We start from the raw sequence: 23,317 nt of genomic DNA, 5'->3' as shown, positions 1-23,317 counted from the left end.
TGGCACAGGCAGGGCACCGGGGGCCATCACCCTCGCCGCCCGGCCTGGTGGTGTCGATCAGAGCGTATCGCCGACCGTGACGCCGCCATCGATCACCAGCAGTTGGCCGGTGATGAAACGCGCGGCGTTCGAGGCCAGGAACACGGCGGCGCCGCCGATATCCTCGGGCTCGCCGATACGGTTCAGCGGCGCCGACTTCTCGACCTTCTCACGCATCTTGGGGTTCTCCCACAGCGCGCGGGCGAAATCGGTCTTGATCAGGCCGGGTGCGATCGCGTTGATGCGGATGTTGTGCGGCCCGTATTCGATGGCGAGGTTGCGCACCATCTGGGCTTCCGCCGCCTTCGATGCCGCATAGGCGCCCAGCACCGGCGTGCCGCGGATGGCGGCGATCGACGAGATCAGCACGATCGCGCCGTCGCGGCGCTCCTTCATCTCGGGCACGACCTGATTGCACAGCCACAGATTGGACAGCACATTATTCGTCATGATCTTGACGAACGCCTCGTCGGGCATGTCGGCGGCCGGCCCGTAATAGGGATTGCTCGCGGCATTGCCGACCAGGATGTCGACCCGGCCGAAGGCCTTGCGGGTCTCGTCGATCAGACGCTCGCAGTCTTCCTTGCTGCTGATGTTGCACGGCACGTCGATCGCCTCGGCGCCCCGGGCGACCAGTTCGGCGCGCACCGCCGCGCATGGCTCGGGCTTGCGGCTGGAAATCACCACCTTGGCGCCCGCCGCCGCCATCTGCTCGGCGATCGACTTGCCGATGCCGCGGGTGGAACCGGTGATCACGGCAACCTTGCCGGTCAGGTCGAACATCGGATTCTGATTGGTCATGGGGCGCGGCCCCTCCCTGAAGAGCGGTTTCTTGTGGATCGTCGCGTTCTTGTAGATCGTCGGGCGGCCGGGATCCTGTCCTATGTGGCGGTGTTGCCGCCATCGACCGCAAGCTCGGTGCCGGTGACGAAGCTGCTCTCGTCACTGGCCAGATACAGCACCGCGTAGGCGACCTCGTCGGGCCGGCCCATACGGCCCATCGGCGCCGCGGTGGCAAGCGCGGCCTCCATCTTGTCGGGGTTTCGGGCGCTGGTGATCATGTCGCGCACCATCGGCGTCTCGGTGAACGACGGATGCACCGAATTGACCCGGATGTTATAGCCACGCCGGGCGCAATGCAGCGCCGCCGCTTTGGTGAACAGCCGCACGGCACCCTTGCTGGAACAATAGGCGGCAAGGTTGACAGCCCCGATCAGCCCGGCGATCGAGGAAATGTTCACGATCGACCCACCGCCGGTCAGCTTCATCACCTTGATGGCCTTGCGGGTGCCAAGGAACGGGCCTTCGGCATTGATCGCGTGAACCCGCTTCCATTCGGCCAGGCTGGTCTCCTCAAGATCGGCCATGTAGCCGATGCCAGCATTGTTCACCAGCACGTCCAGCCGGCCGAGGCCGGCGACGGTCTTGTCGATCACCTCTTCCCACAGCGCCTCATCGGTGACGTCCTGCTCCATCACCAGAACCCGGTCATAGCCGCTGGACGACAGCGCCGCCTTCAGCGCGTCCAGCCGGTCCTGGCCCAGATCGGTCAGCACCAGGGTCGCTCCCTCGGCGGCGAACAGATGCGCCATCGCCTGGCCCAGACCGCCCGCCGCACCCGTGATCAGAACCACCTTGCCTTCAAGCCGTCCGGCCCGCGCCACAGCAGCACTCATGGTTCGCGTCTCCCTCCGCATCGATGAATCATTGTCCCGGCCGTCAAAGCCATGCAGCCGGTGGTTTTGCCCTTCGCGCTTGATCTCGGGCAGTGTTTCCGGTTTCATCGCTCGCGTCAAACGTTCGTTTGAACGAGACGGTGTCTGCGACTGTCTCGTTTCAGCCTGCCATCGCCGGCCGCTGGCCGCCACAGCCCTTCCGCCAGAGGATACCTGCCGCCGATGACCCGTGCGCCGCGCCCGATGCCCCAGCGCATCCTGCTCACCAATGACGACGGCATCGACGGCGAAGGCCTGGCGGTGCTGGAAGAGATTGCACATGCGCTGGCACCCGAGGTCTGGGTGGTCGCCCCCACCCTCGACAGCAGCGGCGGATCGACGGCGCTGACCATCCGCCGGCCGCTCAGGGTTCACGAGATCGGGCCCCGGCGCTATCGGGTCGATGGCACGCCGGCCGATTGCGTGGCGGTGGCGCTGGCCCATGTGATGCCCGATGCCCGGCCGGATCTGGTGCTGTCCGGGGTCAATCGCGGCGCCAATCTGGCCGAAGAGGTGGTCTATTCCGGCACGGTCGGCGCCGCCACCACCGCCCAGTTGATGGGCATTCCGGCCATCGCCCTCAGCCAGACCTTCCGCGACCCGTCCTTCGTGCCGTGGGACACGCCGCGAACGCTGGCCCCGGCCATGCTGCGCGGGCTGCTGGCCCGGGGCTGGCCCGAGGACGTGATGCTGAACATCAACTTCCCCGATTGCCCACCAGCGGATGTGCAGGGCGCGCGGCTGACCCGCCAGGGCCATGGCATGATCGGCGGCATCCGGGTGGAGACCGAGGTCGACCATCACGGCGACACCGATCTGTGGTTGCGCTTCGATCGCCGCGGCCCCGATCGCTCGGCCGATTGCGACATCCAGGCCCTGCGGGATCGTCACGTCTCGATCACGCCACTTGGGGTGGACCGCAGCTGGGCCGGCGACCGCACCGCCCTTCAGGCCCTGATCGACAGCCTGCCCGGCGGTCGCGCGTGAACCGCGGTTCACGCGCGATGCTTCCATGCCGTTGAACCGCCGGTCAATTTCCGTCCGGAAACATGCGGTCGCGTCACGAGGTCGCAGACGCAATCTTCCGCGAATTGGGTGAGACAAATGTTTGACCTGTCGCGCGGGAGCCGCCACCATAACGCCAGCCGGCCGATCAAGAGCCGGCACAAGAGACTATGGGCACCGGGTGCATCGCAAAGCGGTGCCCACATGCTGCCACCCAGGGAGGAATATCCAATCCATGTCGCGTCTTCTGCCGCTGATGGGGCAGATGATGGATGCACCATTGTCCATCATCACTCTTCTGCAATATGCCGCCCGCTGTCATGCGACGACCGAGATCGTGTCGCGCAACTGCGAAGGCACGATCCACCGTTACGGCTATGGCGCGGCCTATGACCGGGTGCAGGCGCTGGCCAATGGTCTGGTCAGCCTGAAAGTGGCGCCAGGCGACCGGGTCGCGACCCTGGCCTGGAACAATCACCGCCATTTCGAACTCTATTTCGCGATCTCGGGGATGGGGGCCGTGTGCCACACCATCAATCCCCGGCTCGCCGCCGACCAGATGGCCTATATCCTCAACCATGCCGAGGACGAGGTTCTGTTCGTCGACCCGACCTTCGTGCCGCTGGTGGCGCGCCTGCAGGGGCAGCTGCCGCATCTGCGCCATGTGGTGGTGATGACCGACCGGGCCCATATGCCCGAAACCCCGCCCGGCTTCGACGATCTCCTCTGCTATGAAGAGCTGATCGCCGGCCAGCCCGCCAGTTATGACTGGCCGGATCTGGACGAGCGCGCCGCCTCGTCGCTCTGCTATACCTCGGGCACCACCGGCAAGCCCAAGGGCGTGCTGTACAGCCACCGGTCGACCGTGCTGCATGCGATGGCAGCCGGCTGTGCCGAGGGCGTGGGCGTTTCGGGGCGCGAGGTCGTGCTGCCGGTGGTGCCGCTGTTCCATGTGAACGCCTGGGGCATCCCCTATGCCTGCGCGATGTTCGGCGCCAAGCTGGTTCTGCCCGGCCCGCGCCTGGACGGCGAGGGCCTGCACGAGTTGTTCGAGGCGGAAGGCGTGACCCTGACCGCCGGCGTGCCGACGGTATGGCTGAACCTGATCAACTATCTCCGCCAGTCGGGCAAGCGGCTCGACATGCTGAAAAGCATCGTGATCGGCGGCTCGGCGGCACCGGTGTCGATGATCCGCACCTTCGAGGAAGAGTTCGGCGTCGACGTCGCCCATGCCTGGGGTATGACCGAGATGAGCCCGATGGGCACCATCGGCATCCTGAAGCGCAAGGATCTGGACCGCCCGGCCGAGGAACGCTATGCGCTGAAGGCGACCCAGGGCCGGATGGTCGCCATGGTCGGCATGAAGATCGTCGATCCCATGGGCCGGGCGCTGCCGCATGATGGCAAGGCCTTCGGCGAGCTGCTGGTCTCGGGCCCCTGGATCACCAGCGGCTATTACCATAATGACGAGGCCAATCTGGCGGCCTTCGACGAGGATGGCTGGTTCCGCACCGGCGACGTGGCGACCATCGATGCCGACGGCTACATGCACATCGTCGACCGCGCCAAGGATGTCATCAAATCGGGTGGCGAATGGATCAGTTCGATCGACCTGGAAAACGCGGTGATGGGCCACCCGAAAGTGGCCGAGGCCGCGGTCATCGGGGTCTCCCATCCGAAATGGGATGAACGCCCGCTGCTGATCGTGGTGCCGAAACCGGGTGAGACGCCGGACAAGGATGAAATCCTGTCCTGGCTGACCTCGCGCGTGGCGCGCCTTTGGTTGCCCGATGATGTGGTGCTGGTCGACGAACTGCCCCATAGTGGCACGGGCAAGGTGTTGAAGGCACAGCTCCGCCAGATCTTCAAGGACCACAAGCTGCCGACGGTCTGACAACCGCACACCGGCCCCGCGATCCATTGCGGGGCCGGTGTCTGGTAACAGTCAGGGGGATCAGGCGAAGTTCAGGATCGACAGGGTTTCGGCAACGCAGACCGGCCGCTCCTGGCCTTCACGCTCCACCGTCAGTTCCACGGTCAGGCGCACCGAACCCGGCCCCTGATCATCGACCGCCTTCAGGACCGCACGGCCGCGGACGCGGCTGCCTGACGGCACCGGTGACGTGAAACGCACCTTGTTGGACCCGTAATTGATCGAGGAGGCGACCCCTTCCACGGACCAGATCCCGGCCATCAGCATCGGCACCAGCGACAGGGTGAGATAGCCATGGGCGATCGTCGATTTCCAGGGTGTTTCGCGGGCAGCCCGCTCCACATCCAGATGGATCCACTGATAGTCACCGGTTGCCTCGGCGAACTTGTTGATGCGATCCTGATCGACCAGAACCCAGTCACTGACGCCAAGTTCGCTGCCGACGGCAGATCTCAGGTCGTCCAGCCCATGAATAACGCGCATGAGTTTAAGGTCTCCTCTCGTTTTGCGCCTTTAGGTAGAGGCGATTTATTGTTCATCCACCGGTGATTATGGGCAGAACGTTTGTCTCTTTTCAAGAGTTTGCTTTTAATTCCGGTATGCGAAATTATATTTCGCTGTTTTTGAAGATCTGGATCGTTTAGGCTATAAGCAATCGTGGAGTGAGGCCGGGCCACGCGCCCCTCCGCCAACAACACCAACGGTCGTGAACGACCGATCGGGGATCAGAGGTGATCAGCAGGTGATCATCTGTGGTCCGCTCCAAGAGGCACCACCGGCCCCGCCAGAGACGGGCCGACAAGGTCGCCGCTATGCAACGACGTAAAATGCCAAGGGAGGCTGCGTTGACGCCCAAACAGACACTGACTGCCATGACCAGCGCGATCGCGCTCGCCGTGGCCGCATTCGGCATGGCCGGTGCAGCACATGCCGAGGACACCATCAAGATCGCCTATATCGATCCGCTCTCGGGTCCGTTTGCGAATGTTGGTGACGAAGGTGCCAAGCACTTCGCGTATTTCATCGAGTATTTCAACGCGAATGGCGGCTTCAACGGCAAGAAGCTCGAACTGGTCACCATCGACAACAAGTCGAGCCCGAAGGACAGCCTGGTTGCGCTGAAGAGCGCGATCGACCAGGGCGTGCATTACATCACTCAGGGCAATGGCAGCCATGTCGGCGCGGCGTTGAGCGAGGCGGTCGCCAAGCACAACGAACGCAACCCCGACAATCGCGTGCTGTACCTGAACTATGCGGCCGTCGACCCCACCCTGACCAACGACGCCTGCAACTTCTGGCATTTCCGCTTCGACGCCAATAGCGACATGAAGCTGGAAGCGATCACGAACTACATCAAGGATCAGCCTTCGGTCAAGAAGGTCTATCTGATCAACATGGACTACTCGCACGGTCAGGCGGTGTCCAAGATCGGCCGCAAGCTGCTGAACGAAAAGCGCCCGGACGTCGAGGTGGTCGGCGATGACCTGCATCCGGTTGGCAAGGTCAAGGATTTCTCGCCCTATATCTCGAAGATCAAGGCATCGGGCGCCGATACCGTGATCACCGGTAACTGGGGCGCCGATCTGTCGCTGCTGGTCAAGGCCAGCGCCGCGGCCGGGCTCGACGTTCAGTACTACACCTATTACGGCGGCGGCCTCGGCACGCCGGTGGCGATCGGTGAAGCCGGCAACGGCAAGGTGAAGCAGGTCACCGAGTGGCATGCCAACCTGCCGGTCGAAACGCCCAGCGCCGAGACCAAAGTGCTTGAGGACGCCTATGTCAGCTTCCTCGCCAAGTATGACCTCGATTTCTATTATGGCCGCATCCGCACCATGCTTGGCATGCTCCAGCAGGCCATGGACAAGGCAAAGAGCGACCAGCCGGTCGAGGTTGCCAAGGCGCTTGAGGGCCTGACCTATCAGAGTGCCCTCGGCCCCGTCACCATGCGGGCCGACGACCATCAGGTGTCTCAGCCGCTGTACATCTCGACCTTCACCAAGGGCGTGAAGTACGACACCGAGCACACCGGTCTCGGCTGGAAGACCGACGCCAAGATCGACGGACCCAATACCGAGACCGCGACGACCTGCAAGATGCAGCGTCCGAGCTGACCGGGCTGACGTTCGCCACCCCGACCGGTACGGCGCCGCCCTTGGCGGCCGGCCGGCACCGATCGGGATGGCGGGCGACCGTTTCTGTTCCGGCCGCGCCCTGCCCCGGGCCATGCCCTCCATCGGGCATGATCCCTCATCCGGCGGACGCGACCCCTGCATGCTTCCGAGACCGGTGCGCCGCAGCCTGGCCGATGCCCCCGCCATCGCCCCGCCGCCACCGCCGGCCGGAGGCACCACGGAACCGAACGGCCCCCCATCCGGGGCTTGCGACGTATCCGGGGGCGTCGGCGACCGGCCACCCCCCCGACCGCGCGCCATTGACGCGTCGGCCGAAGCCGGCCACGCCACACCTCGCATAGACTGAAGGGCGAGATGCTGGAAATCGTCGTCTTCTCCCTCCTCAACGGCCTGCTGTTCGGCATGCTGTTGTTCATGCTGTCGAGCGGGCTGACGCTCATCTTCAGCATGATGGGTGTCCTGAATTTCGCGCATGCCAGCTTCTTCATGCTGGGCGCATATTTCGCGTATCAGATCAGCACCGTGACCGGCTTCTGGGTGGCCCTGATCGTGGCACCGCTGCTGGTCGGCGGCATCGGCATGCTGATCGAACGCTATGGCCTGAGGCGCGTGCACAAATTCGGCCATGTCGCCGAACTGCTGTTCACCTTCGGTCTGGCCTTCCTGATCGAGGAAGTGGTGGTGATGATCTGGGGCCGCATTCCCGTCGATTACGGGGTGCCGGCCGATCTGAACTACACCTTCTTCACGCTGCTCGGCACCAATTTCCCGGCCTATCGCGCGTTCATTCTGCTGATCGCGGTGCTGATGTTCGTGGCGCTGTTCCTGACCATCACCCGGACCCGGATCGGCATGATCATCCAGGCGGCGCTGACACATCCCGACATGGTCGCGGCGCTGGGCCATAACGTGCCGCGGGTGTTCATGATGGTGTTCGGCGGCGGCACGGCGCTGGCGGCGCTGGCCGGGGTGATCGGCGGCCCGATCCTGGTCACCGAACCCGGCATGGCCTTCCTGCTGGGCCCGATCATCTTCGTGGTCGTGGTGTTCGGCGGCATGGGGTCGCTGGGCGGCGCCTTCGTCGCCTCGATCCTGATCGGCGTGATCCAGACATTGGCCGTGGCACTCGACTGGTCGCTGGGCGGCACGCTCGGCGCCATCGGCATCTATCTGCCCACCGACGGCTTCATCGGCACGCTGGCCCGGATCTCGGTGTCGCAGACCGCGCCGATCCTGCCCTATCTGATGCTGGTGCTGATGTTGATCTTCCGCCCGAAGGGCCTGATGGGGACGCGCGAATCATGAGCGACCGCACCCTTCCCACCGGCAAGACCAGCGCCGCCGCCCTGCGCGGCGGCGCCCGCAGCGACCGGGGCGGCGGTTTCCTCGGCCGCTATGGCTTGTGGATCTTCGCGATCATCGTGCTGATCGTGGCGCCGCAGATCATGACCACGGGGTTCTCGCGGTCTCTGCTCAGCCAGATCGGCATCTCGATCATCTTCGCCCTGTCATACAACATGCTGCTCGGCCAGGGGGGCATGCTGTCCTTCGGCCATGCGGTGTTCTATGGCCTGGGCGGTTTCGTCGCGATCCATGTTCTGAACGCAATCTCGCCCGAGGGCTTCGCGCTGCCGCTGGAGCTTCTGCCGCTGGCCGGCGGCTTCGGCGCCATGATCTTCGGCGCGATCTTCGGCTGGATCTCCACCGCCCGCGCCGGCACCACCTTCGCGATGATCTCGCTGGGCATCGGCGAGCTGGTCTATGCCGGCACGTCGATGTTTCCGGAACTCTTCGGCGGCGAGAGTGGCATTTCGGGCAACCGCGTCACCCACACCGGCCTGTTCTTCAATTATGGCCCGCAGATCGACGTCTATTACCTGATCGCCGGCTGGTGCCTGATCTGCACCATCGCCATGTATCTGCTGACCCGCACGCCCCTGGGCCGCATGGCCAATGCCGTGCGCGACAATGAGGAACGCGCCCGTTTCGTGGGCTATGACCCGCGGATGGTGCGCTTCGTCCAGTACACGCTGGCCAGCTTCTTCGCCGGTGTCGCCGGCGGCCTGACCGCCGTGAACTATGAAATCGTCACCGCCGAGAATGTCAGCGCCGTCACCTCGGGTTCGGTGCTGCTGATGACCTTCATCGGCGGCGTCGGCAACTTCGCCGGCCCGATCCTGGGCGCCATCCTGGTCACCATCCTGCAGCTCAGCCTGTCGTCGATCACCGAGACATGGCAGCTCTATTTCGGCGTGCTGTTCATCGTGATGGTGATGTTCGCGCCGATGGGTCTTGCCGGGATCATCGCCCTGCATGAGCCGATCTGGCAGGCCCGACGCCTGAACCGGCTGATCGTGCCCTATGCCATCGGTCTGGCGACCTTCCTGCTGATGGGTCTGGGCCTCGTCGCCCTGATCGAGATGAATTATTACATGTCGACCACCTATGACGCGTCGATCCCGATGGAACTGTATGGCCAGGAGGTGTCGGTGCAGGCGGTGATGCCGTGGCTGCTCGCGATCGCGGTCACCGTGGTCGGCGGGTTCCTGTTCCGTCTGGCGATCCGGCGGATCAGGCATAGCTGGGATGGCGTGATCCACGACATCAAGCAGGAGGCGGCGTGATGACCGGGCTTGCCCTCGAACTCACCGATCTGCGCAAGAGCTTCGGCCCGACCGAAATCATCCGCGGCCTGAACCTTCAGGTGCAGAAGGGCCATCGCCATGCGGTGATCGGCCCGAACGGCGCCGGCAAATCGACCCTGTTCCATCTGATCAGCGGCCGGTTTCCGGTCTCGTCGGGGTCGATCAAGCTGAATGGCGAGGAAATCACCGGCCTCGCCGCCCAGCAGATCAACCGCCGGGGCCTCAGCCGCAGCTTCCAGGTCACCAACATCTTTCCGAAGATGACGGTGTTCGAGAACATCCGCTGCGCCCTGCTGTGGTCGCGCGGCTATAAATACTCGTTCTGGCAGATGGTCGCCAAACAGCGCCAGTTGAACGAGGATGCCGAGGCGATCCTTGAGCGGATTCACCTTCAGTCGCGCGGCAAGGTTCTGGCCGGCTTCCTGTCCTATGCCGAACAGCGGGCGCTGGAAATCGGGCTGACCATCGCCGGCGATCCCGACGTGATCCTGCTCGACGAGCCCACGGCCGGCATGAGCAACACCGAAACCGAACAGGCGGTCGACCTGATCCGTTCGGTCACCGAGGGCAAGACCCTGGTGATGGTGGAACATGACATGGGTGTGGTCTTCGGTCTGGCCGACCGGATTTCGGTGCTGGTCTATGGCGAGGTGATCGCCACCGACGTGCCGGCCGATATCCGCAAGAACCGCGCTGTCCAGCAGGCCTATCTCGGCGAGGAAGCGGCATGACCATGATGCTCGATGTCCGCGACCTCCACGCCTATTACGGCAAGAGCCACATCCTTCAAGGTGTGAGCTTCAACGTGAAGGAAGGCGAGATCGTCAGCCTTCTGGGCCGCAACGGCGTCGGTCGCTCCACCACCATCAAGGCGATCATGGGGCTGGTGCCGCCGCAGGGCACGGTCAGCTATCGCGGCCAGAACATCGCCGGCATGAAGCCGCACGAGATCGCGCATAAAGGCCTGGGCTATGTGCCCGAGGACCGCTCGATCTTCCCGACGCTGACCGTGCGCAGCAATCTGGCGCTGGGCCAGAAACGCGCGCGCGGCGGCGGCCGCTGGACAGTGCAGGACATGTTCAAGCTGTTTCCACGCCTGGAGGAACGCGCCGACACCCTGGCCGGCGTGCTCTCGGGCGGTGAACAGCAGATGCTGACCATGTGCCGCACCCTGCTGGGCGACCCCGACCTGATCATGGTCGACGAGCCGACCGAAGGCCTGGCGCCCAAGATCACCGAACAGGTCGGCGAGTTGCTGACCGAGATTGCCCGCCGGGGGGTGAGCGTGCTGCTGGTCGAACAGAAACTGACCATCGCGCTTAGAATCTCCCAGCGGCTCTATGTGATGGGCCACGGCCATATCGTGTATGAGGGCACGCCCGCAGCGCTTGCAGAGGATGCCGCCATACGCAAGGAATGGCTGGAGGTCTGAGGCAGACCGCGTAGTTTGTTACCCACGCAGGCCTATACCCCTGCATGTCCCGCGGCGCGGACCGGCCCCCTGATCGGGATCGGCCCGCGCCGTCTGGTGCCATCTCCGCTCGCTCGCGATACCAACCGCGCCCTCCCCAGGACGACGCGAGAGACGGACAGCCTGAGGTGACCTATTCATGACGACGAGTGTCCGCTACGAACGCCAGGGCCAGGTCGGTGTCATCACCGTCGACAATCCGCCCGTCAACGCGTTGAGCCAGCACGTCCGCCAGGGCCTGCTCGACTGCCTGGCCCAGGGCCTGGCCGACGACGAGACCCGGGCCCTTGTGATGGTGGGTGCCGGCCGCACCTTCATTGCCGGCGCCGATATCCGCGAATTCGGCAAGCCGCTGGTCGATCCCGATCTGAACCGTGTGATCGAGGCGTATGAGAACGCCACCAAGCCTGTCGTCGCCGCCATCCATGGCACCGCCCTCGGCGGCGGCCTGGAAGTGGCGCTGGGCTGCCATTACCGCGTGGCCGTGGCCGCCGCCAAAGTGGGCCTGCCGGAAGTGAAGCTCGGCATCCTGCCCGGTGCCGGCGGCACCCAGCGGCTGCCGCGCGTGGCCGGCGTCGAGGCGGCGATCGACATGATCACCACCGGCAAGTTCGTGCCCGCGGGCAAGGCGCTGAAGCTCGGCATCGTCGACGCCATCGTCGACGAGCTGGTGCCGGGTGCGGTGGCCTTCGCTGAAAAGCTGATCGCCGACAACGCGCCGCTGCGCCGGGTGCGCGACATGGACGAGAAGGTGAAGGCCTTCGATCCGGCCGGGTTCGAGACGATGCGCAAGGCCGTGGTCAAGGCCGCGCGCGGCCAGATGTCGCCGGTCGGCTGTTTCGATGCCGTCACCGCCTCGGTCACCCTGCCCTTCGAGGACGGCCTGAAGCGCGAGCGCGAAATCTTCACCGGGCTGATGGAATCCGATCAGTCGAAGGCGCTGCGCCACATCTTCTTTGCCGAGCGTGAGGCGCTGAAGATCCCGGACGTGCCCTCCGACACCCCCACCCTTCCGATCCGCACCGCCGCGATCATCGGCGCCGGCACCATGGGCGGCGGCATCGCCATGTGCTTCGCCAATGCCGGCATCCCGGTGAAGCTGCTGGAAATGACCCAGGACGCGCTCGATCGCGGCCTTGGCATCATCAGCGGCAATTATGCCAACACCGTCGCCAAGGGCCGGCTGACCCAGGACGCGATGGACAAGCGCATGGGGCTGATCGAGGGCGTGCTCGATTACGACGCCCTGTCTGAGGCCGACATCATCATCGAGGCCGTCTTCGAGGAGATGGACATCAAGAAGAAGGTGTTCGCCGCCCTCGACAGCGTCGCCAAGGCCGGCGCGATCCTGGCATCGAACACCTCGACCCTCGATGTCGACGAGATCGCCGCCTCCACCTCGCGGCCGGAATTCGTCATCGGCACCCATTTCTTCAGCCCGGCGAATGTGATGCCGCTGCTGGAGCTGGTGCGCGGGGCCAAGACCTCCAATCAGGTCATCGCGACCGCGATGAAGCTGGCCAGAACCATCGCCAAGGTGCCGGTGCTGGTGGGCAATTGCGACGGCTTCGTCGGCAACCGGATGCTGGAACCCTATGGCCAGCAGGCCGAGCTGATGCTGCTGGAAGGCGCCATGCCGGCCCAGGTCGACGGCGTCATGCAGCGCTGGGGCCTTGCCATGGGGCCGTTCACCATGGGCGACATGGCCGGGCTGGATGTCGGCTGGCGGATCCGCAAGCGCCGCGCCGCCACCCGCCGCAACGACCTGTTCTGGCCGACCGTCGCCGATCAGATCTGCGAGATGGGCCGCTTCGGGCAGAAGACCAAGGCCGGCTATTATCTCTATGAGGGCGGCAGCCGGGTTCCGGTCACCGACCCGAAGATCGAGCAGCTGATCGTCGAGGCATCGAAGGCCGCCGGCATCGAGCGCCGTGAGGTTTCCGACGAGGAAATTCTCAAGCGCTGCCTCTATGCGCTGATCAACGAAGGCGCCAAATGCCTTGAAGAAGGCATGGCGATCCGGGCGAGCGATGTCGATGTGATCTATTGCTTCGGCTATGGCTTTCCGGCATGGCGCGGCGGGCCGATGTTCCAGGCCGATCTGATCGGTCTGGACAAGGTGCTGGCCGACATCAAGCGCTTCCACGCCGCGCTCGACGACCGCTGGAAGCCCGCCAGGCTGATCGAGACCCTGGTCGCCGAGGGCCGGTCCTTCGCCGATTACGACCGCAGCCGCTGATCCGGTCGGCCGGGCGGCATCGGCCGCCCGGCCGACACCACCGCCATTGACCAGACGGCGCCCCTTCCGGCGCAGACCACATCGGCATTGAGACATTGCGACATTTTGTCTCGATCCGGTCGGTTTTCGCTGGCCTCGCCGTCGAACAGCCGTATGTTTTAGCAGGGATGGACCGGCCTTGAGGGGGGGACGGTCCCGGGCAAGGGTCCGACAGGATCCGATTTTTCAGGGAGCAGGGGCGCGATGAAGCTTACCCTCAGCGCCGAAGATCAGGCGTTCCGCGAAGAGGTCCGCGAATTCATGCGGACGTCCTTCCCGGAGGACATCAAGGCGCGCTTCGAGCGCAGTATTCATCTGCCGAAGGACGATTTCGTCCGCTGGCAGAAGATTCTGTACAACAAGGGCTGGGTCGCGCCGGCCTGGCCGAAGGAATATGGCGGCACCGGCTGGGATCCGATCAAGCGCTATATCTTCGATCAGGAAATGAATGCGGCCGGCGCGCCCGCGCCGATCGCCTTCGCCTTCAGCATGGTCGGCCCGGTGCTCTACACCTTCGCCAATCAAGCGCAGAAAGACCACTTCCTGCCGCGCATCCTGTCGTCGGAGGATTTCTGGTGCCAGGGCTTTTCGGAGCCGGGATCGGGCTCGGATCTGGCCTCGCTCAAGACCCGTGCGGTGCGCGAGGGCGATGAATATGTGGTGAACGGCTCGAAGATCTGGACCACGCTCGGCCAGTATGCCGACTGGATCTTCTGTCTGGTGCGCACAGACAACACCGCCAAGAAGCAGGAAGGCATCTCGTTCCTGCTGATCGACATGAAGACCCCGGGCATCTCGGTGACGCCGATCATCACCATCGATGGCGGCCACGAGGTCAATCAGGTGTTCTTCGAGGACGTGCGGGTGCCGGCCGAAAACCTGGTGGGCGAAGAGGGCAAGGGTTGGACCTATGCCAAATTCCTGCTCAGCCACGAGCGCACCGGCATTGCCGGCGTCGGCCGCTCGCGCCACCAGTTGAAGAAGCTGAAGGGGCTGGCCGCCAGGGAACTGGACGATGAGGGCCGCCCGCTGATCGAGAATGCCCGCTTCATGGAGCGGCTGGCCGATATCGAGATCGAGCTGATGGCGCTGGACGCGACCGTCATGCGGATGATCACGACCTCGAAGAGCGGCCGCCCTGGCCCTGAATCCTCGCTGCTGAAGATCAAGGGCACCGAGATCCAGCAGGCGATCACCGAACTGCTGCTGGAAGCGGTCGGCCCCTATGCTCAGCCCTATCTGCCCGAAAGCCAGCATCCCGGCTGGAACGGCGAGCCGATCTGGAGCACCGAGGCCAATCTGGCGGCGCCATATTATCTGAACTGGCGCAAGAGCTCGATCTATGGCGGCTCGAACGAGATCCAGAAGAACATCATCGCCAAGGCCTTCCTTGGCCTCTGACGCGCGACCGGGACAGAGGACTGACAGTTCATGGACTTCTCACTCAGCGACGAACAGCAGCTTCTGATCGAAAGCGTCGAGCGTTTCGTGCGCAACGAATACGCCTTCGACGCGCGGCGCAAGCTCTCCGAGACCGAGGACGGTATCTCGGCCAAGAACTGGGGCACGCTGGCCGATATGGGCCTGCTGGCGGTGATGGTGCCCGAAGATCAGGGTGGCATCGGCGGCAGCATGGTCGATGCGGCCCTGATCCTGGAACGCCTGGGCGGCGGCCTGGTGCTTGAACCCTTCATGCCGACCGCGGTTCTGGGCGCCCGCGCCCTGACCGTCGGCGCCAGGGCGGATGTCCGCGACGACCTGCTGGGCCGGGTCGCCGAAGGTGCTCTGAAGATCGCCTTCGCGCATTACGAGCCGCGCGGCCGTTACAACCGCACCCGCGTGACCACCAAAGCCGAACGCTCGGGCGAGGGTTTCACCCTGTCGGGCGTGAAGGCGGTGGTCCGCAACGCCCAGCATGCCGACAAGATCATCGTCAGCGCCCGCACCGCCGGGGCCGAGCGTGACGCCGACGGCATCACCCTGTTCCTGGTCGACCGCGACGCCGATGGCGTATCGCTGCGTGGCTATCGCACCGTCGATGGTGGCCGGGCGGCCGATGTCACGCTGACCAATGTCGCGGTCGGCGCCGATGCGGTGCTGGGCGAGGTCGATGGCGGTGCCGGGCTGCTGTCGGACCTGCTCGACCACGGCGCGGTGGCGGTGTCGGCCGAGGCGATCGGTGCCATGAAGGCGCTGCATACCCTGACCGTGGACTATCTGAAGACCCGCGAGCAGTTCGGCGTGGCGATCGCCAACTTCCAGGTGCTCCAGCACGCCGCGGTCGACATGATGAACCACTTCGAACAGACCAGGTCGCTGGCCTATGCGGCGGCGATGGCGCTGGCGGAATCCGACGACGACACCCAGCGCGCCCGCGCCGCGGCGGCCTGCAAGGCCCATGCCTCGCGCTCGGCGCGCCTGGTCGGTCAGGCCGGCATCCAGTTGCATGGCGGCATCGGCATGACCGAGGAATACGCCGGCGGCCATTACTTCAAGCGCCTGACCATGATCGAGGGCGAGTTCGGCGACCGCGACCATCATCTCGACCGGATGGTGGGCTTCATCCGCAGCGCCGCCTGATCGCGCATCGCAACCACGGCCTGACACCGGCATCGCCACGGGCCGGTCAACGATGAAGGGGGCGGAGACTGCGTGGTCTCCGCCCCCTTTTTTTCTGACCCCGCCGCCCGGGCCACCATCAAATGCCCGCCCATCCGTTACCAGGCAAGGGCAGGCGTCATTTTCAGGGAGGTCCGCCGCCATGGACCAGAAGATCATCAACCGCCGCGACCTCGATTTCATGCTCTACGACATGCTCGATGTCGAAAGCCTCACCAGCCGGCTGCGTTACGCCGATCACAACCGCGAGACCTTCGACGCGGCGATCGACCTGTCGATGAGGATCGCGGTCGATCATTACCTGCCGCATCTGCGCAAGAACGACACCCATGAGCCGCGTTTCGAGGACGGCCGCGTGGTCATGATCCCCGAGGTCAAGGCCGCCGTGACCCAGTTTATCGATGCCGGGCTTCTGGCTGCCGCCCAGGACGAGGACTGGGGCGGCATGTCGCTGCCGACCACCGTCGCCCATGCCTGCTATGCGCTGTTCGACGGCGCCAATGTCGCGACCGCGTCATACACTTTCCTGACCATCGGCGCCGCCAACCTAATCAAGAGCTTCGGCAATGACGACCAGCGCGAGCGTTTCCTGCGCCCGATGCTCGCCGGCCGGTTCTTCGGCACCATGGCGCTGACCGAGCCGCAGGCAGGGTCGGGCCTCGCCGATGTCCGCACCCGGGCGGTGCCGCAGGGCGACGGCAGCTATCGCATTTCAGGCAACAAGATCTTCATCTCGGCCGGCGATCATGAATTGTCGGACAACATCATCCACATGGTGCTGGCGCGGATCGAGGGCGCGCCCGCCGGCGTGAAGGGCATCTCACTGTTCATCGTGCCCAAGGTGATGGTCAACGAGGATGGCAGCCTGGGCGCGCGCAACGACGTGGCGCTGGGCGGGCTGATCCACAAGATGGGCTGGCGCGGCACCACCTCGACCATGCTGAATTTCGGCGAGAATGGCGGGGCGGTCGGCTATCTGGTGGGCGAGCCCCACAAGGGCCTGACCTATATGTTCCAGATGATGAACGAGGCCCGGATCGGCGTCGGCCGCTGTGCCGTGATGCTGGGCTATGCCGGTTATCTGCATTCGCTGGATTATGCCCGCAACCGCCCGCAGGGCCGGCTGCCCACCGACAAGTCCCCATCGAGCCCGCAGGTGCCGATCGTCAACCATGCCGATGTGAAGCGGATGCTGCTGGCCCAGAAGGCCGCGGTGGAGGGCGGGCTGGCGCTGACGCTGACCTGCGCGCGGCTGGTCGATGAACAGGACACCGGCGAGACCGAGGCGGCCCGCGCCGAAGCGCAGTTGCTGCTGGACATCCTGACCCCGATCGCCAAGGCCTGGCCGTCGGATTACTGCCTGGAGGCCAATGTCCACGCCATCCAGATCCATGGCGGCTATGGCTTCACCCGCGAATATCAGGTGGAGCAGTATTATCGCGACAACCGCCTGAACCCGATCCATGAAGGCACCAACGGCATCCAGGCCATGGACCTGCTGGGCCGCAAGGTCACCATGATGAACGGCGCCGCCCTGAAGGCGCTGTCACAGCGCTTCGCGGCATCGGTCGCCGAAGCGCGCGCCGCCACCGATGCGCGCCTGACCCGGCTGGCCGATGATTTCGAGGCCGCGGTCGTGCGCCTGCGTCACACCACGGAAGCCCTGGTGCCGCTGGGCCAGGCGGGGGAGACCGAGCTTTATCTTGCCAATGCCACCGCCTATCTGCACCAGTTCGGCCACACCGTGATGGCCTGGATCTGGCTGCGTCAGGCCACCACCGCCGCCCGGCTGCTGGCCGGCGACCCGCATGAGGCCGAGCGCGCCTTCCTGGACGGCAAATTCGCCGCCGCCCGCTATTTCTATGTCTGGGAACTGCCCAAGACCACGGTGTGGGCGGGCATTCTGGAAAGCCGCGACGATACGCTGGTCACCACTGCCGACGCATCGTTCTGACCACAGGCGCGCCATACCCTGGCCTCCACTCTTCATCTTCCCCGTCAAGAAAACCACATGAGGAAACATCCAATGACCAAGCCGATCGGCGTTGTCGGCGCCGGCATGATGGGATCGGAGATCGCGCTGATCTTCGCCGTCGCCGGCCATTCCGTGCTGCTGACCGACCAGAGCCGCGCCGCCGCCGACGCGGCGATCGGCCGGCTTGAGACCGTGCTGGATCGCGGCATCGGACGCGGCTTCTTTTCCGAGGCCGATAAGGGCCGCGCGCTGGGCAATCTGCGCGCGGTCGACAGCCTGGACGATTTCGCCGACCGGCAGGTGGTCGTGGAGGCGGTGTTCGAGGATCAGTCGGTCAAGCAGGCGGTGTTCCGGCAACTCGACACCATCCTGCCCGCCGACGCGATCATCGCCAGCAACACCTCGACCATCCCGATTTCCACCCTGGCCTCAGTGGTGTCGGCCGAACGCCAGCCGCGGTTTCTGGGCACGCATTACTTCTCCCCCGTGCACCGCATGAAACTGGTCGAGGTGATCCCCACCTTCGACACCGCCGATGAGGTGGTCGACGAGGTGATGGATCTCTGCCGTAACGCCGGCAAGGAACCGATCCGGGTCAAGGACGTGCCGGGCTTCGCGGTCAACCGGGTGCTGCATGCGTTTCTGATCGAGGCCGTGAAGCTGGTCGAGGAAGGTGTCGCCACGCCGGAGGATATCGACAAGGCCTGCCGCCTGGGTCTGGGCCATCCGGTCGGCCCCTTCGACCTGATGGACGTGGTGACCAACAGCCTGAGCCTTCAGGCCCAGGAAATCATGCATGACGCCTATGGCGAACGCTTCCGCCCCGGCAGCCTGCTGAAGCAGAAGGTCGCCGCCGGCCATATCGGCCGCAAATCCGGACGCGGCTGGAAGGTGTATCCGCCCAAGAGTTGACACCTGCCGGGCCGCCGCAGCGCGGACGGGCCAAACCGCCGCCAATCGATTATCATGGCCGATGTCTCATCACGCGGGGATCATGCCATGGCCGGTCGGCGGCTTGCCGTCATTCTTCTTGCGGGCAGCGGTCTTGTCGTGGCGGCAGGCCTGGTGCTGTGGCGTTATGGCCCGGCGATCGCTGTCGAGATGGCCATCGACGCGCTGGAGGCACGCGGCATCGGACCGGTGACCACCGGCACGCAGAGCTTCACCGACGGCCGGCTGGTGATCACCGATCTGCGGATCGGCGATGTCGGCATCGCCCCCGCCGATGACGGCGGCACCACCGGGTCGGGCCTCAGTGCAGACCGTCTCAGCCTGGGCTTCACACTGGATGCCCTGCGCGCCGGGCGACTGACCGAGGCCCGGATCGGGCATCTGACCCTGCGGCTGATGGAAAGAGCACCCGGCCCGTTCGCGGCGCTGCTGGCCGACGGCCCTGAGGACGGCGCCACCACCCCGCCATCGCCCCTGACCCTGCCGATCGACAACCTTGTGATCGACCGCCTGGACGCCGCCTATCTGAATGCCGACGGCAATACCCTGATGCGCTATGACGGCCGCGCCGATATCGCCGGCGATCACGGCCTCGCCATCGCCCTCGACGGCCGCGGCGCCTGGGCCGCAGCGGACGGATCGGCCGATATCGCCGGGCCGATCGCCTTGACCGCACAACTGGCGCCGCCGAAGCCGGGGCAGCCCGAGCGGATCGCGATTGCCGGCACGATGGCCTTTCAGGGTGGAGGCGACGGCTGGTCGATGGCCTATGCGGCACCGGTGCCGATCGCGGCCACCGTCGCCCGCAGCCTGACCGATGGCGGCCTGACCGCCACGCTCACCGACTGTGTGGCCCTGCCCCCAATCAGGCTGGGCGAGGGCCGCGATGCCACCGCGATCGGCGATGCCCGCCTGTGCGCAACCGATGGCGAACCGCTGCTGCGGATGATGCCGGATGGCACGGCCATGCTGACCGCCGTTCTGCGCGACGGCGCGGTCGCCAGCCCCGGCCTGCAGGCCAGCCTGACCGCGCTGACCCTGACCGGCCCGGTTCCGGGGCTGGCCGTGGATGGTGCCCCGCCCCTTGCCCTGCGGCTTGACGGCGGCCGGGTGATCCTGGCCGATGCCGGCATCACCCTGCGCGACATCGCCGGCACCGCGACGGCCACAGAGCTTGCCTCGACAAACCCGCAGGCGCGGATCGCCAGCCTGTCGCTGCGGGTGGACGATACCGCACAGCCACAACGCGTGGTGCCGCTTGCCATCACGCTCGCCGGCACCGCCTCGCCCGCCGCCGTGGTGTTGAAAGGCCGACTGACCGACGCCGCCGGCCGGATCGGCGGCCCGGTGACCATCACGCACGATCCCGCCGGCGGACGCGGCCATGCCACTTTGGCGCTGGGGCCGGTCAACTGGGCGCGCGGCAGCCTTCAGCCGGTCGACATCGCGCCCGTGGTGGCGGGGCTGTTCAGTGGCGTCACCGGCCAGACCGCCGCCCATCTGCGCGCCGACTGGCGGCCGAACCGTCCGGTGGCGCTGCGGGCGGTGATCGACATCGTGTCGACCGGCGTGACCGTCGATGCCGCCAGTCTGTCGGGCATCAACGGCCAGATCGTGCTGACCGGCCCCGACCCATGGGTGACCACAGGACCGCAGACCCTTGAGATCGGTAGGGTCGATGCCGGCATCCAGCTGACCGGCGGCACGGTCACCGCCAATCTGACGCCGAAGACCATCGACCTGCTGGAAGCGACCTGGCCCTTCGCCGGTGGCCGCCTGTCGGTGCAGCCGACCACCCTGCCCCGCGCCGACGGACCGCGCCGGTTGACCGTGAAGGCCGAGGCCCTGGAATTGTCGCTGCTGGCGGCCCTGGCCGAACAGCCGGCGCTGACCGCCGATGGCCGGATATCGGGCACCATTCCTGTCGTGATCGCCGAGGACGGCATCCGCATCGACAAAGCGGTGCTGGCCGGTCGCACCGGCCGGCTGAGCTGGACATCGGATGCGGCCGCCTCGGCGGCCGGCTCCGCGGGTGAGGGCGCCGACCTGCTGGCCCGCGCCTTGCAGGATTTCCGGGTCGAGCGATTGAACATGACCCTCGACGGCCCGCTGGAAGGCGAGCTGATCGCGGGATTGTCCCTCGCCGGATCGAGCCCGGCGGTGTATGATGGATACCCGATGGAAATCAATCTGGATGTCCGCGGACCGCTGGCACAGCTGCTGTCAGCCGAAGGTCGCCTGTTCGATGCTTCAGGGGCCGGGCTTGGTATCGAGGGGCTGACGCCGCAGTGACATGGCCACCCGACCCGGCCCGCCGCCCAGGCGAGCGTCCGGCTTCCGAAGACCGACGATCTGACAAGATGGGAGGCCCGATGGCCCGACGGATATCGCTGCCCCGGATTTCACTGCCGCCGCTGCTGGCGGCATCAGCCTTGTTCGCCCTGCTCGTCGCCGCCTGTCAGCCGACCGTCAGGGTCGAGGCGCCCGAAAAGCCGATCGTGATCAACGTCAACGTCAAGATCGAGCATGAGGTCCGGGTCCGCGTCGAGAAGGACATCGAAGACCTGCTCTCCTCTGAACCGGAGCTGTTCTGATGACCATGTCGCGTTTTCATCGCCACCTGTCCGCCGGCCTGTTGCTGCGGGCGGTTCTGGCGGCACCGCTGGCCGTCACGATCGGCGCCGTCATGCTGCCGGCCACAGCCATCGCCCAGCAGGCCGATCTGGATGCGTTGAAGGCATCGGGCACGGTCGGCGAACGCTTCGACGGCTATGTGGCCGTGGTCAAGGGCCAGGGCGACGCCGCGACCCAGCGGGTGGTCGACCAGATCAACCTGCAGCGCAAGGACCGCTATCGCGAGATCGCCAGCAAGCGCGGCACCTCGCTGTCGGCGGTGGAACAGATCGCCGGCGCCCAGATCATCGAACGCGCGCCATCTGGCAGCCTGGTGATGCCGCAGAACGGTAACTGGGTGCGCAAGCCCTGAACTGAAGCCGGGCCACCACACCCCCCTGATATCACCGACAGACCCGACGCCGCACCTCAACACCCGGGGGTGATGTCGGCCTTTTTCGGCCTGATGCCACACTAGCCGATCTGGCTCCGCCTCGATCAGATCCAGAATTGAGCCGCGATGGGCGTCGATCTGGTCAGAGCGCACATTGCCGCGGCGTTTGTCCGGCGTCAGATAACAGTATGTATGCCCGTGCGCCCCGACGAATAGCCGACGATACACCGACACCAAAACGCGCCACCGCTGTACGGCAAGACATCCCTAAAGCAATCGCATCCACCACCCGCTGCCGCAAGTCTTCGGAAGGAATTCTCGCCGTAGAGGCTGGCCTCCTTCTCCAACTTTGATCTTGCATCACAAATATCTTCGGAGAGGAGTCACTTGACTCCTACGTCGGGCATAGCTGCCCTAAATGGCAATGCGACCTGAGTGATAGTGGACAAAGGGCAGCACGATGTCGGGGAATAGGCCTAATAAGCCAAGACGCCATCATTACCTGCCACGCTTCTATATGCGGCGCTTTACCTGTTCCGATGATGAGCACAAGGCCATGGTGGTCACGGCGCACCAGAACGATCTGGTCCTCGACCGCAAATCGATCGATCGGATCGGGTATGAGCCGAATCTGTATGATTTTATCGAGAACGGGAGTGGCAGTTCCATCGAGAGCGAGCTTAACGAAAGGATCGAAACACCTTTTTCGAAAAGCCTCGCATGGACGAAGATCGAGAGCGGCAATGCTGCCCGTCTCGACATGGCCGATGGCCTGTCGATTTACGGCTTTGCCCAGCACCTGCTGCGCCGAAATCTCGCGGCTCTATGCTTCATGAAGAAGCGACATGCAGACTTCCTCGCCGGCAAGATGGCGGATTTCACAGAGGAGGAACGGGAAATACATCAGTATATTGAGGAGATATCAGGTGGTCCGCATACGCTGTTCCGTGAGGGTGCACTCGAAACACTACTCCCTGAAGACGCATTTGCCGCAAACGTCATGATTTGCCAGTCTCCAGTTCCCTTCCGGACATCTACCAATCCGACCTTGGCGATATCCTATCCCGGTAGAGACTCTATTTTCGGCGAGATGTTCAATTCACTTAGAACTTGGTGGCTACCTCTCGATCGGCACTGGGGTGCATTCATCGTGGTGGGTGGGCCAGCGGGATTCACCAAGGAAGAGGTGTCCGAGGACTTCGCTCGCGTTTTAAATCGACAATATCTCAGTCAGTTGACGCTCGGCAATGCACGCTACATGATCGCCGACGATCCCTTTCTTGAGGCTGACCTCGAATGGGCCGGCTTCGCGTTCGAGCACAGCACGACGCGTGGCTTTCGCTATCGACTGCGCTCCGACTAGAGCCGCTTCCCGTCATTCCGCTTCATGCCCCGCCGCCATGAAGTACCCCTGACAGCTATATGTGTGGCAGGGTGTGCGCGGCCACGGCAATGTCCAGCATCATGGAGGCTGTTGCCGAATGCCCGCTACCCATGGTTTGACGCCGTCTGCTGACGGCTTGGGAGCTTGGCGGGGGTCTCGCGCG

Annotated in this window: 19 protein-coding genes; 16 read left to right on the top strand and 3 right to left on the bottom strand. The window is 65.0% G+C overall.

What is annotated here, in order from left to right:
• Positions 1 to 57 precede the first annotated feature (57 nt).
• Positions 58 to 840 (bottom strand): SDR family NAD(P)-dependent oxidoreductase, encoded by a 783-nt coding sequence (locus tag IEW15_RS15295; protein WP_188579451.1) that lies wholly within the window; start codon positions 838 to 840, stop codon positions 58 to 60.
• An 80-nt stretch (positions 841 to 920) separates the two neighbouring features.
• Positions 921 to 1,715: a glucose 1-dehydrogenase gene (locus IEW15_RS15290; protein WP_188579449.1), complete on the bottom strand. Its 795-nt coding sequence runs from the start codon at positions 1,713 to 1,715 to the stop codon at positions 921 to 923.
• A gap of 222 nt (positions 1,716 to 1,937) precedes the next feature.
• Between IEW15_RS15290 and surE the strand changes: the two genes are divergently transcribed.
• A complete protein-coding gene (gene surE / locus IEW15_RS15285) occupies positions 1,938 to 2,741 on the top strand; it encodes a 5'/3'-nucleotidase SurE (protein ID WP_188579447.1) in 804 nt (267 codons plus the stop codon).
• A gap of 253 nt (positions 2,742 to 2,994) precedes the next feature.
• Complete coding sequence (locus IEW15_RS15280) at positions 2,995 to 4,653, top strand: long-chain-fatty-acid--CoA ligase (RefSeq protein WP_306432625.1); 1,659 nt, start codon at positions 2,995 to 2,997, stop codon at positions 4,651 to 4,653.
• A 60-nt stretch (positions 4,654 to 4,713) separates the two neighbouring features.
• Here the strand turns inward: IEW15_RS15280 and IEW15_RS15275 are convergent, their stop codons facing one another.
• The gene (locus IEW15_RS15275; protein ID WP_188579445.1) at positions 4,714 to 5,175 is read right to left on the bottom strand and encodes a MaoC family dehydratase; all 462 of its coding nucleotides are present in this window, start codon (positions 5,173 to 5,175) and stop codon (positions 4,714 to 4,716) included.
• 389 nt (positions 5,176 to 5,564) lie between these two features.
• Between IEW15_RS15275 and IEW15_RS15270 the strand changes: the two genes are divergently transcribed.
• The 14 genes from IEW15_RS15270 to IEW15_RS15205 all read left to right on the top strand — a co-directional run bounded on the left by IEW15_RS15270 (position 5,565) and on the right by IEW15_RS15205 (position 23,133).
• Positions 5,565 to 6,803 carry a branched-chain amino acid ABC transporter substrate-binding protein gene (locus IEW15_RS15270; protein ID WP_188579443.1) on the top strand — a complete coding sequence of 413 codons (1,239 nt, stop codon included), beginning with the start codon at positions 5,565 to 5,567 and terminating at the stop codon, positions 6,801 to 6,803.
• Positions 6,804 to 7,178: 375 nt separating this feature from the next.
• Positions 7,179 to 8,129: a branched-chain amino acid ABC transporter permease gene (locus IEW15_RS15265; RefSeq protein ID WP_188579441.1), complete on the top strand. Its 951-nt coding sequence runs from the start codon at positions 7,179 to 7,181 to the stop codon at positions 8,127 to 8,129.
• On the top strand, positions 8,126 to 9,448 hold the full coding sequence (locus tag IEW15_RS15260) for a branched-chain amino acid ABC transporter permease (RefSeq protein WP_188579438.1): 1,323 nt from the start codon (positions 8,126 to 8,128) through the stop codon (positions 9,446 to 9,448). The genes IEW15_RS15265 and IEW15_RS15260 overlap by 4 nt, the downstream gene beginning before the upstream one ends.
• On the top strand, positions 9,448 to 10,200 hold the full coding sequence (locus IEW15_RS15255; protein ID WP_188579436.1) for an ABC transporter ATP-binding protein: 753 nt from the start codon (positions 9,448 to 9,450) through the stop codon (positions 10,198 to 10,200). Before IEW15_RS15260 ends, IEW15_RS15255 begins: the two co-directional genes overlap by 1 nt.
• A 5-nt stretch (positions 10,201 to 10,205) precedes the next feature.
• Positions 10,206 to 10,901 (top strand): ABC transporter ATP-binding protein, encoded by a 696-nt coding sequence (locus tag IEW15_RS15250; protein WP_188579513.1) that lies wholly within the window; start codon positions 10,206 to 10,208, stop codon positions 10,899 to 10,901.
• 178 nt (positions 10,902 to 11,079) lie between these two features.
• Positions 11,080 to 13,179 carry a 3-hydroxyacyl-CoA dehydrogenase NAD-binding domain-containing protein gene (locus IEW15_RS15245; protein WP_188579434.1) on the top strand — a complete coding sequence of 700 codons (2,100 nt, stop codon included), beginning with the start codon at positions 11,080 to 11,082 and terminating at the stop codon, positions 13,177 to 13,179.
• A 243-nt stretch (positions 13,180 to 13,422) separates the two neighbouring features.
• Positions 13,423 to 14,619, top strand: coding sequence for an acyl-CoA dehydrogenase family protein (locus IEW15_RS15240; RefSeq protein ID WP_188579432.1), 1,197 nt, complete (start codon positions 13,423 to 13,425; stop codon positions 14,617 to 14,619).
• Positions 14,620 to 14,649: 30 nt separating this feature from the next.
• The gene (locus IEW15_RS15235) at positions 14,650 to 15,798 is read left to right on the top strand and encodes an acyl-CoA dehydrogenase family protein (RefSeq protein WP_188579431.1); all 1,149 of its coding nucleotides are present in this window, start codon (positions 14,650 to 14,652) and stop codon (positions 15,796 to 15,798) included.
• 181 nt (positions 15,799 to 15,979) lie between these two features.
• A complete protein-coding gene (locus tag IEW15_RS15230; protein ID WP_188579429.1) occupies positions 15,980 to 17,791 on the top strand; it encodes an acyl-CoA dehydrogenase in 1,812 nt (603 codons plus the stop codon).
• Positions 17,792 to 17,863: 72 nt separating this feature from the next.
• Entirely contained in the window at positions 17,864 to 18,724 is an 861-nt protein-coding gene (locus IEW15_RS15225) for a 3-hydroxyacyl-CoA dehydrogenase family protein (protein ID WP_188579427.1), read from the top strand.
• 87 nt (positions 18,725 to 18,811) lie between these two features.
• Complete coding sequence (locus IEW15_RS15220) at positions 18,812 to 21,055, top strand: intermembrane phospholipid transport protein YdbH family protein (protein WP_188579425.1); 2,244 nt, start codon at positions 18,812 to 18,814, stop codon at positions 21,053 to 21,055.
• Between the two features lie 80 nt (positions 21,056 to 21,135).
• Positions 21,136 to 21,357, top strand: a complete 222-nt coding sequence (locus IEW15_RS15215) for a YnbE family lipoprotein (protein ID WP_188579423.1) — start codon at positions 21,136 to 21,138, stop codon at positions 21,355 to 21,357.
• Positions 21,357 to 21,749, top strand: coding sequence for a YdbL family protein (locus IEW15_RS15210; protein WP_229708144.1), 393 nt, complete (start codon positions 21,357 to 21,359; stop codon positions 21,747 to 21,749). The genes IEW15_RS15215 and IEW15_RS15210 overlap by 1 nt, the downstream gene beginning before the upstream one ends.
• A 481-nt stretch (positions 21,750 to 22,230) precedes the next feature.
• Positions 22,231 to 23,133, top strand: a complete 903-nt coding sequence (locus tag IEW15_RS15205) for a DUF4238 domain-containing protein (RefSeq protein WP_268237166.1) — start codon at positions 22,231 to 22,233, stop codon at positions 23,131 to 23,133.
• The last annotated feature ends 184 nt before the right edge of the window (positions 23,134 to 23,317 follow it).

This window comes from Tistrella bauzanensis (genome assembly GCF_014636235.1).
Taxonomy (GTDB): domain Bacteria; phylum Pseudomonadota; class Alphaproteobacteria; order Tistrellales; family Tistrellaceae; genus Tistrella; species Tistrella bauzanensis.
This window is presented reverse-complemented; position numbering and strand designations above follow the sequence as displayed.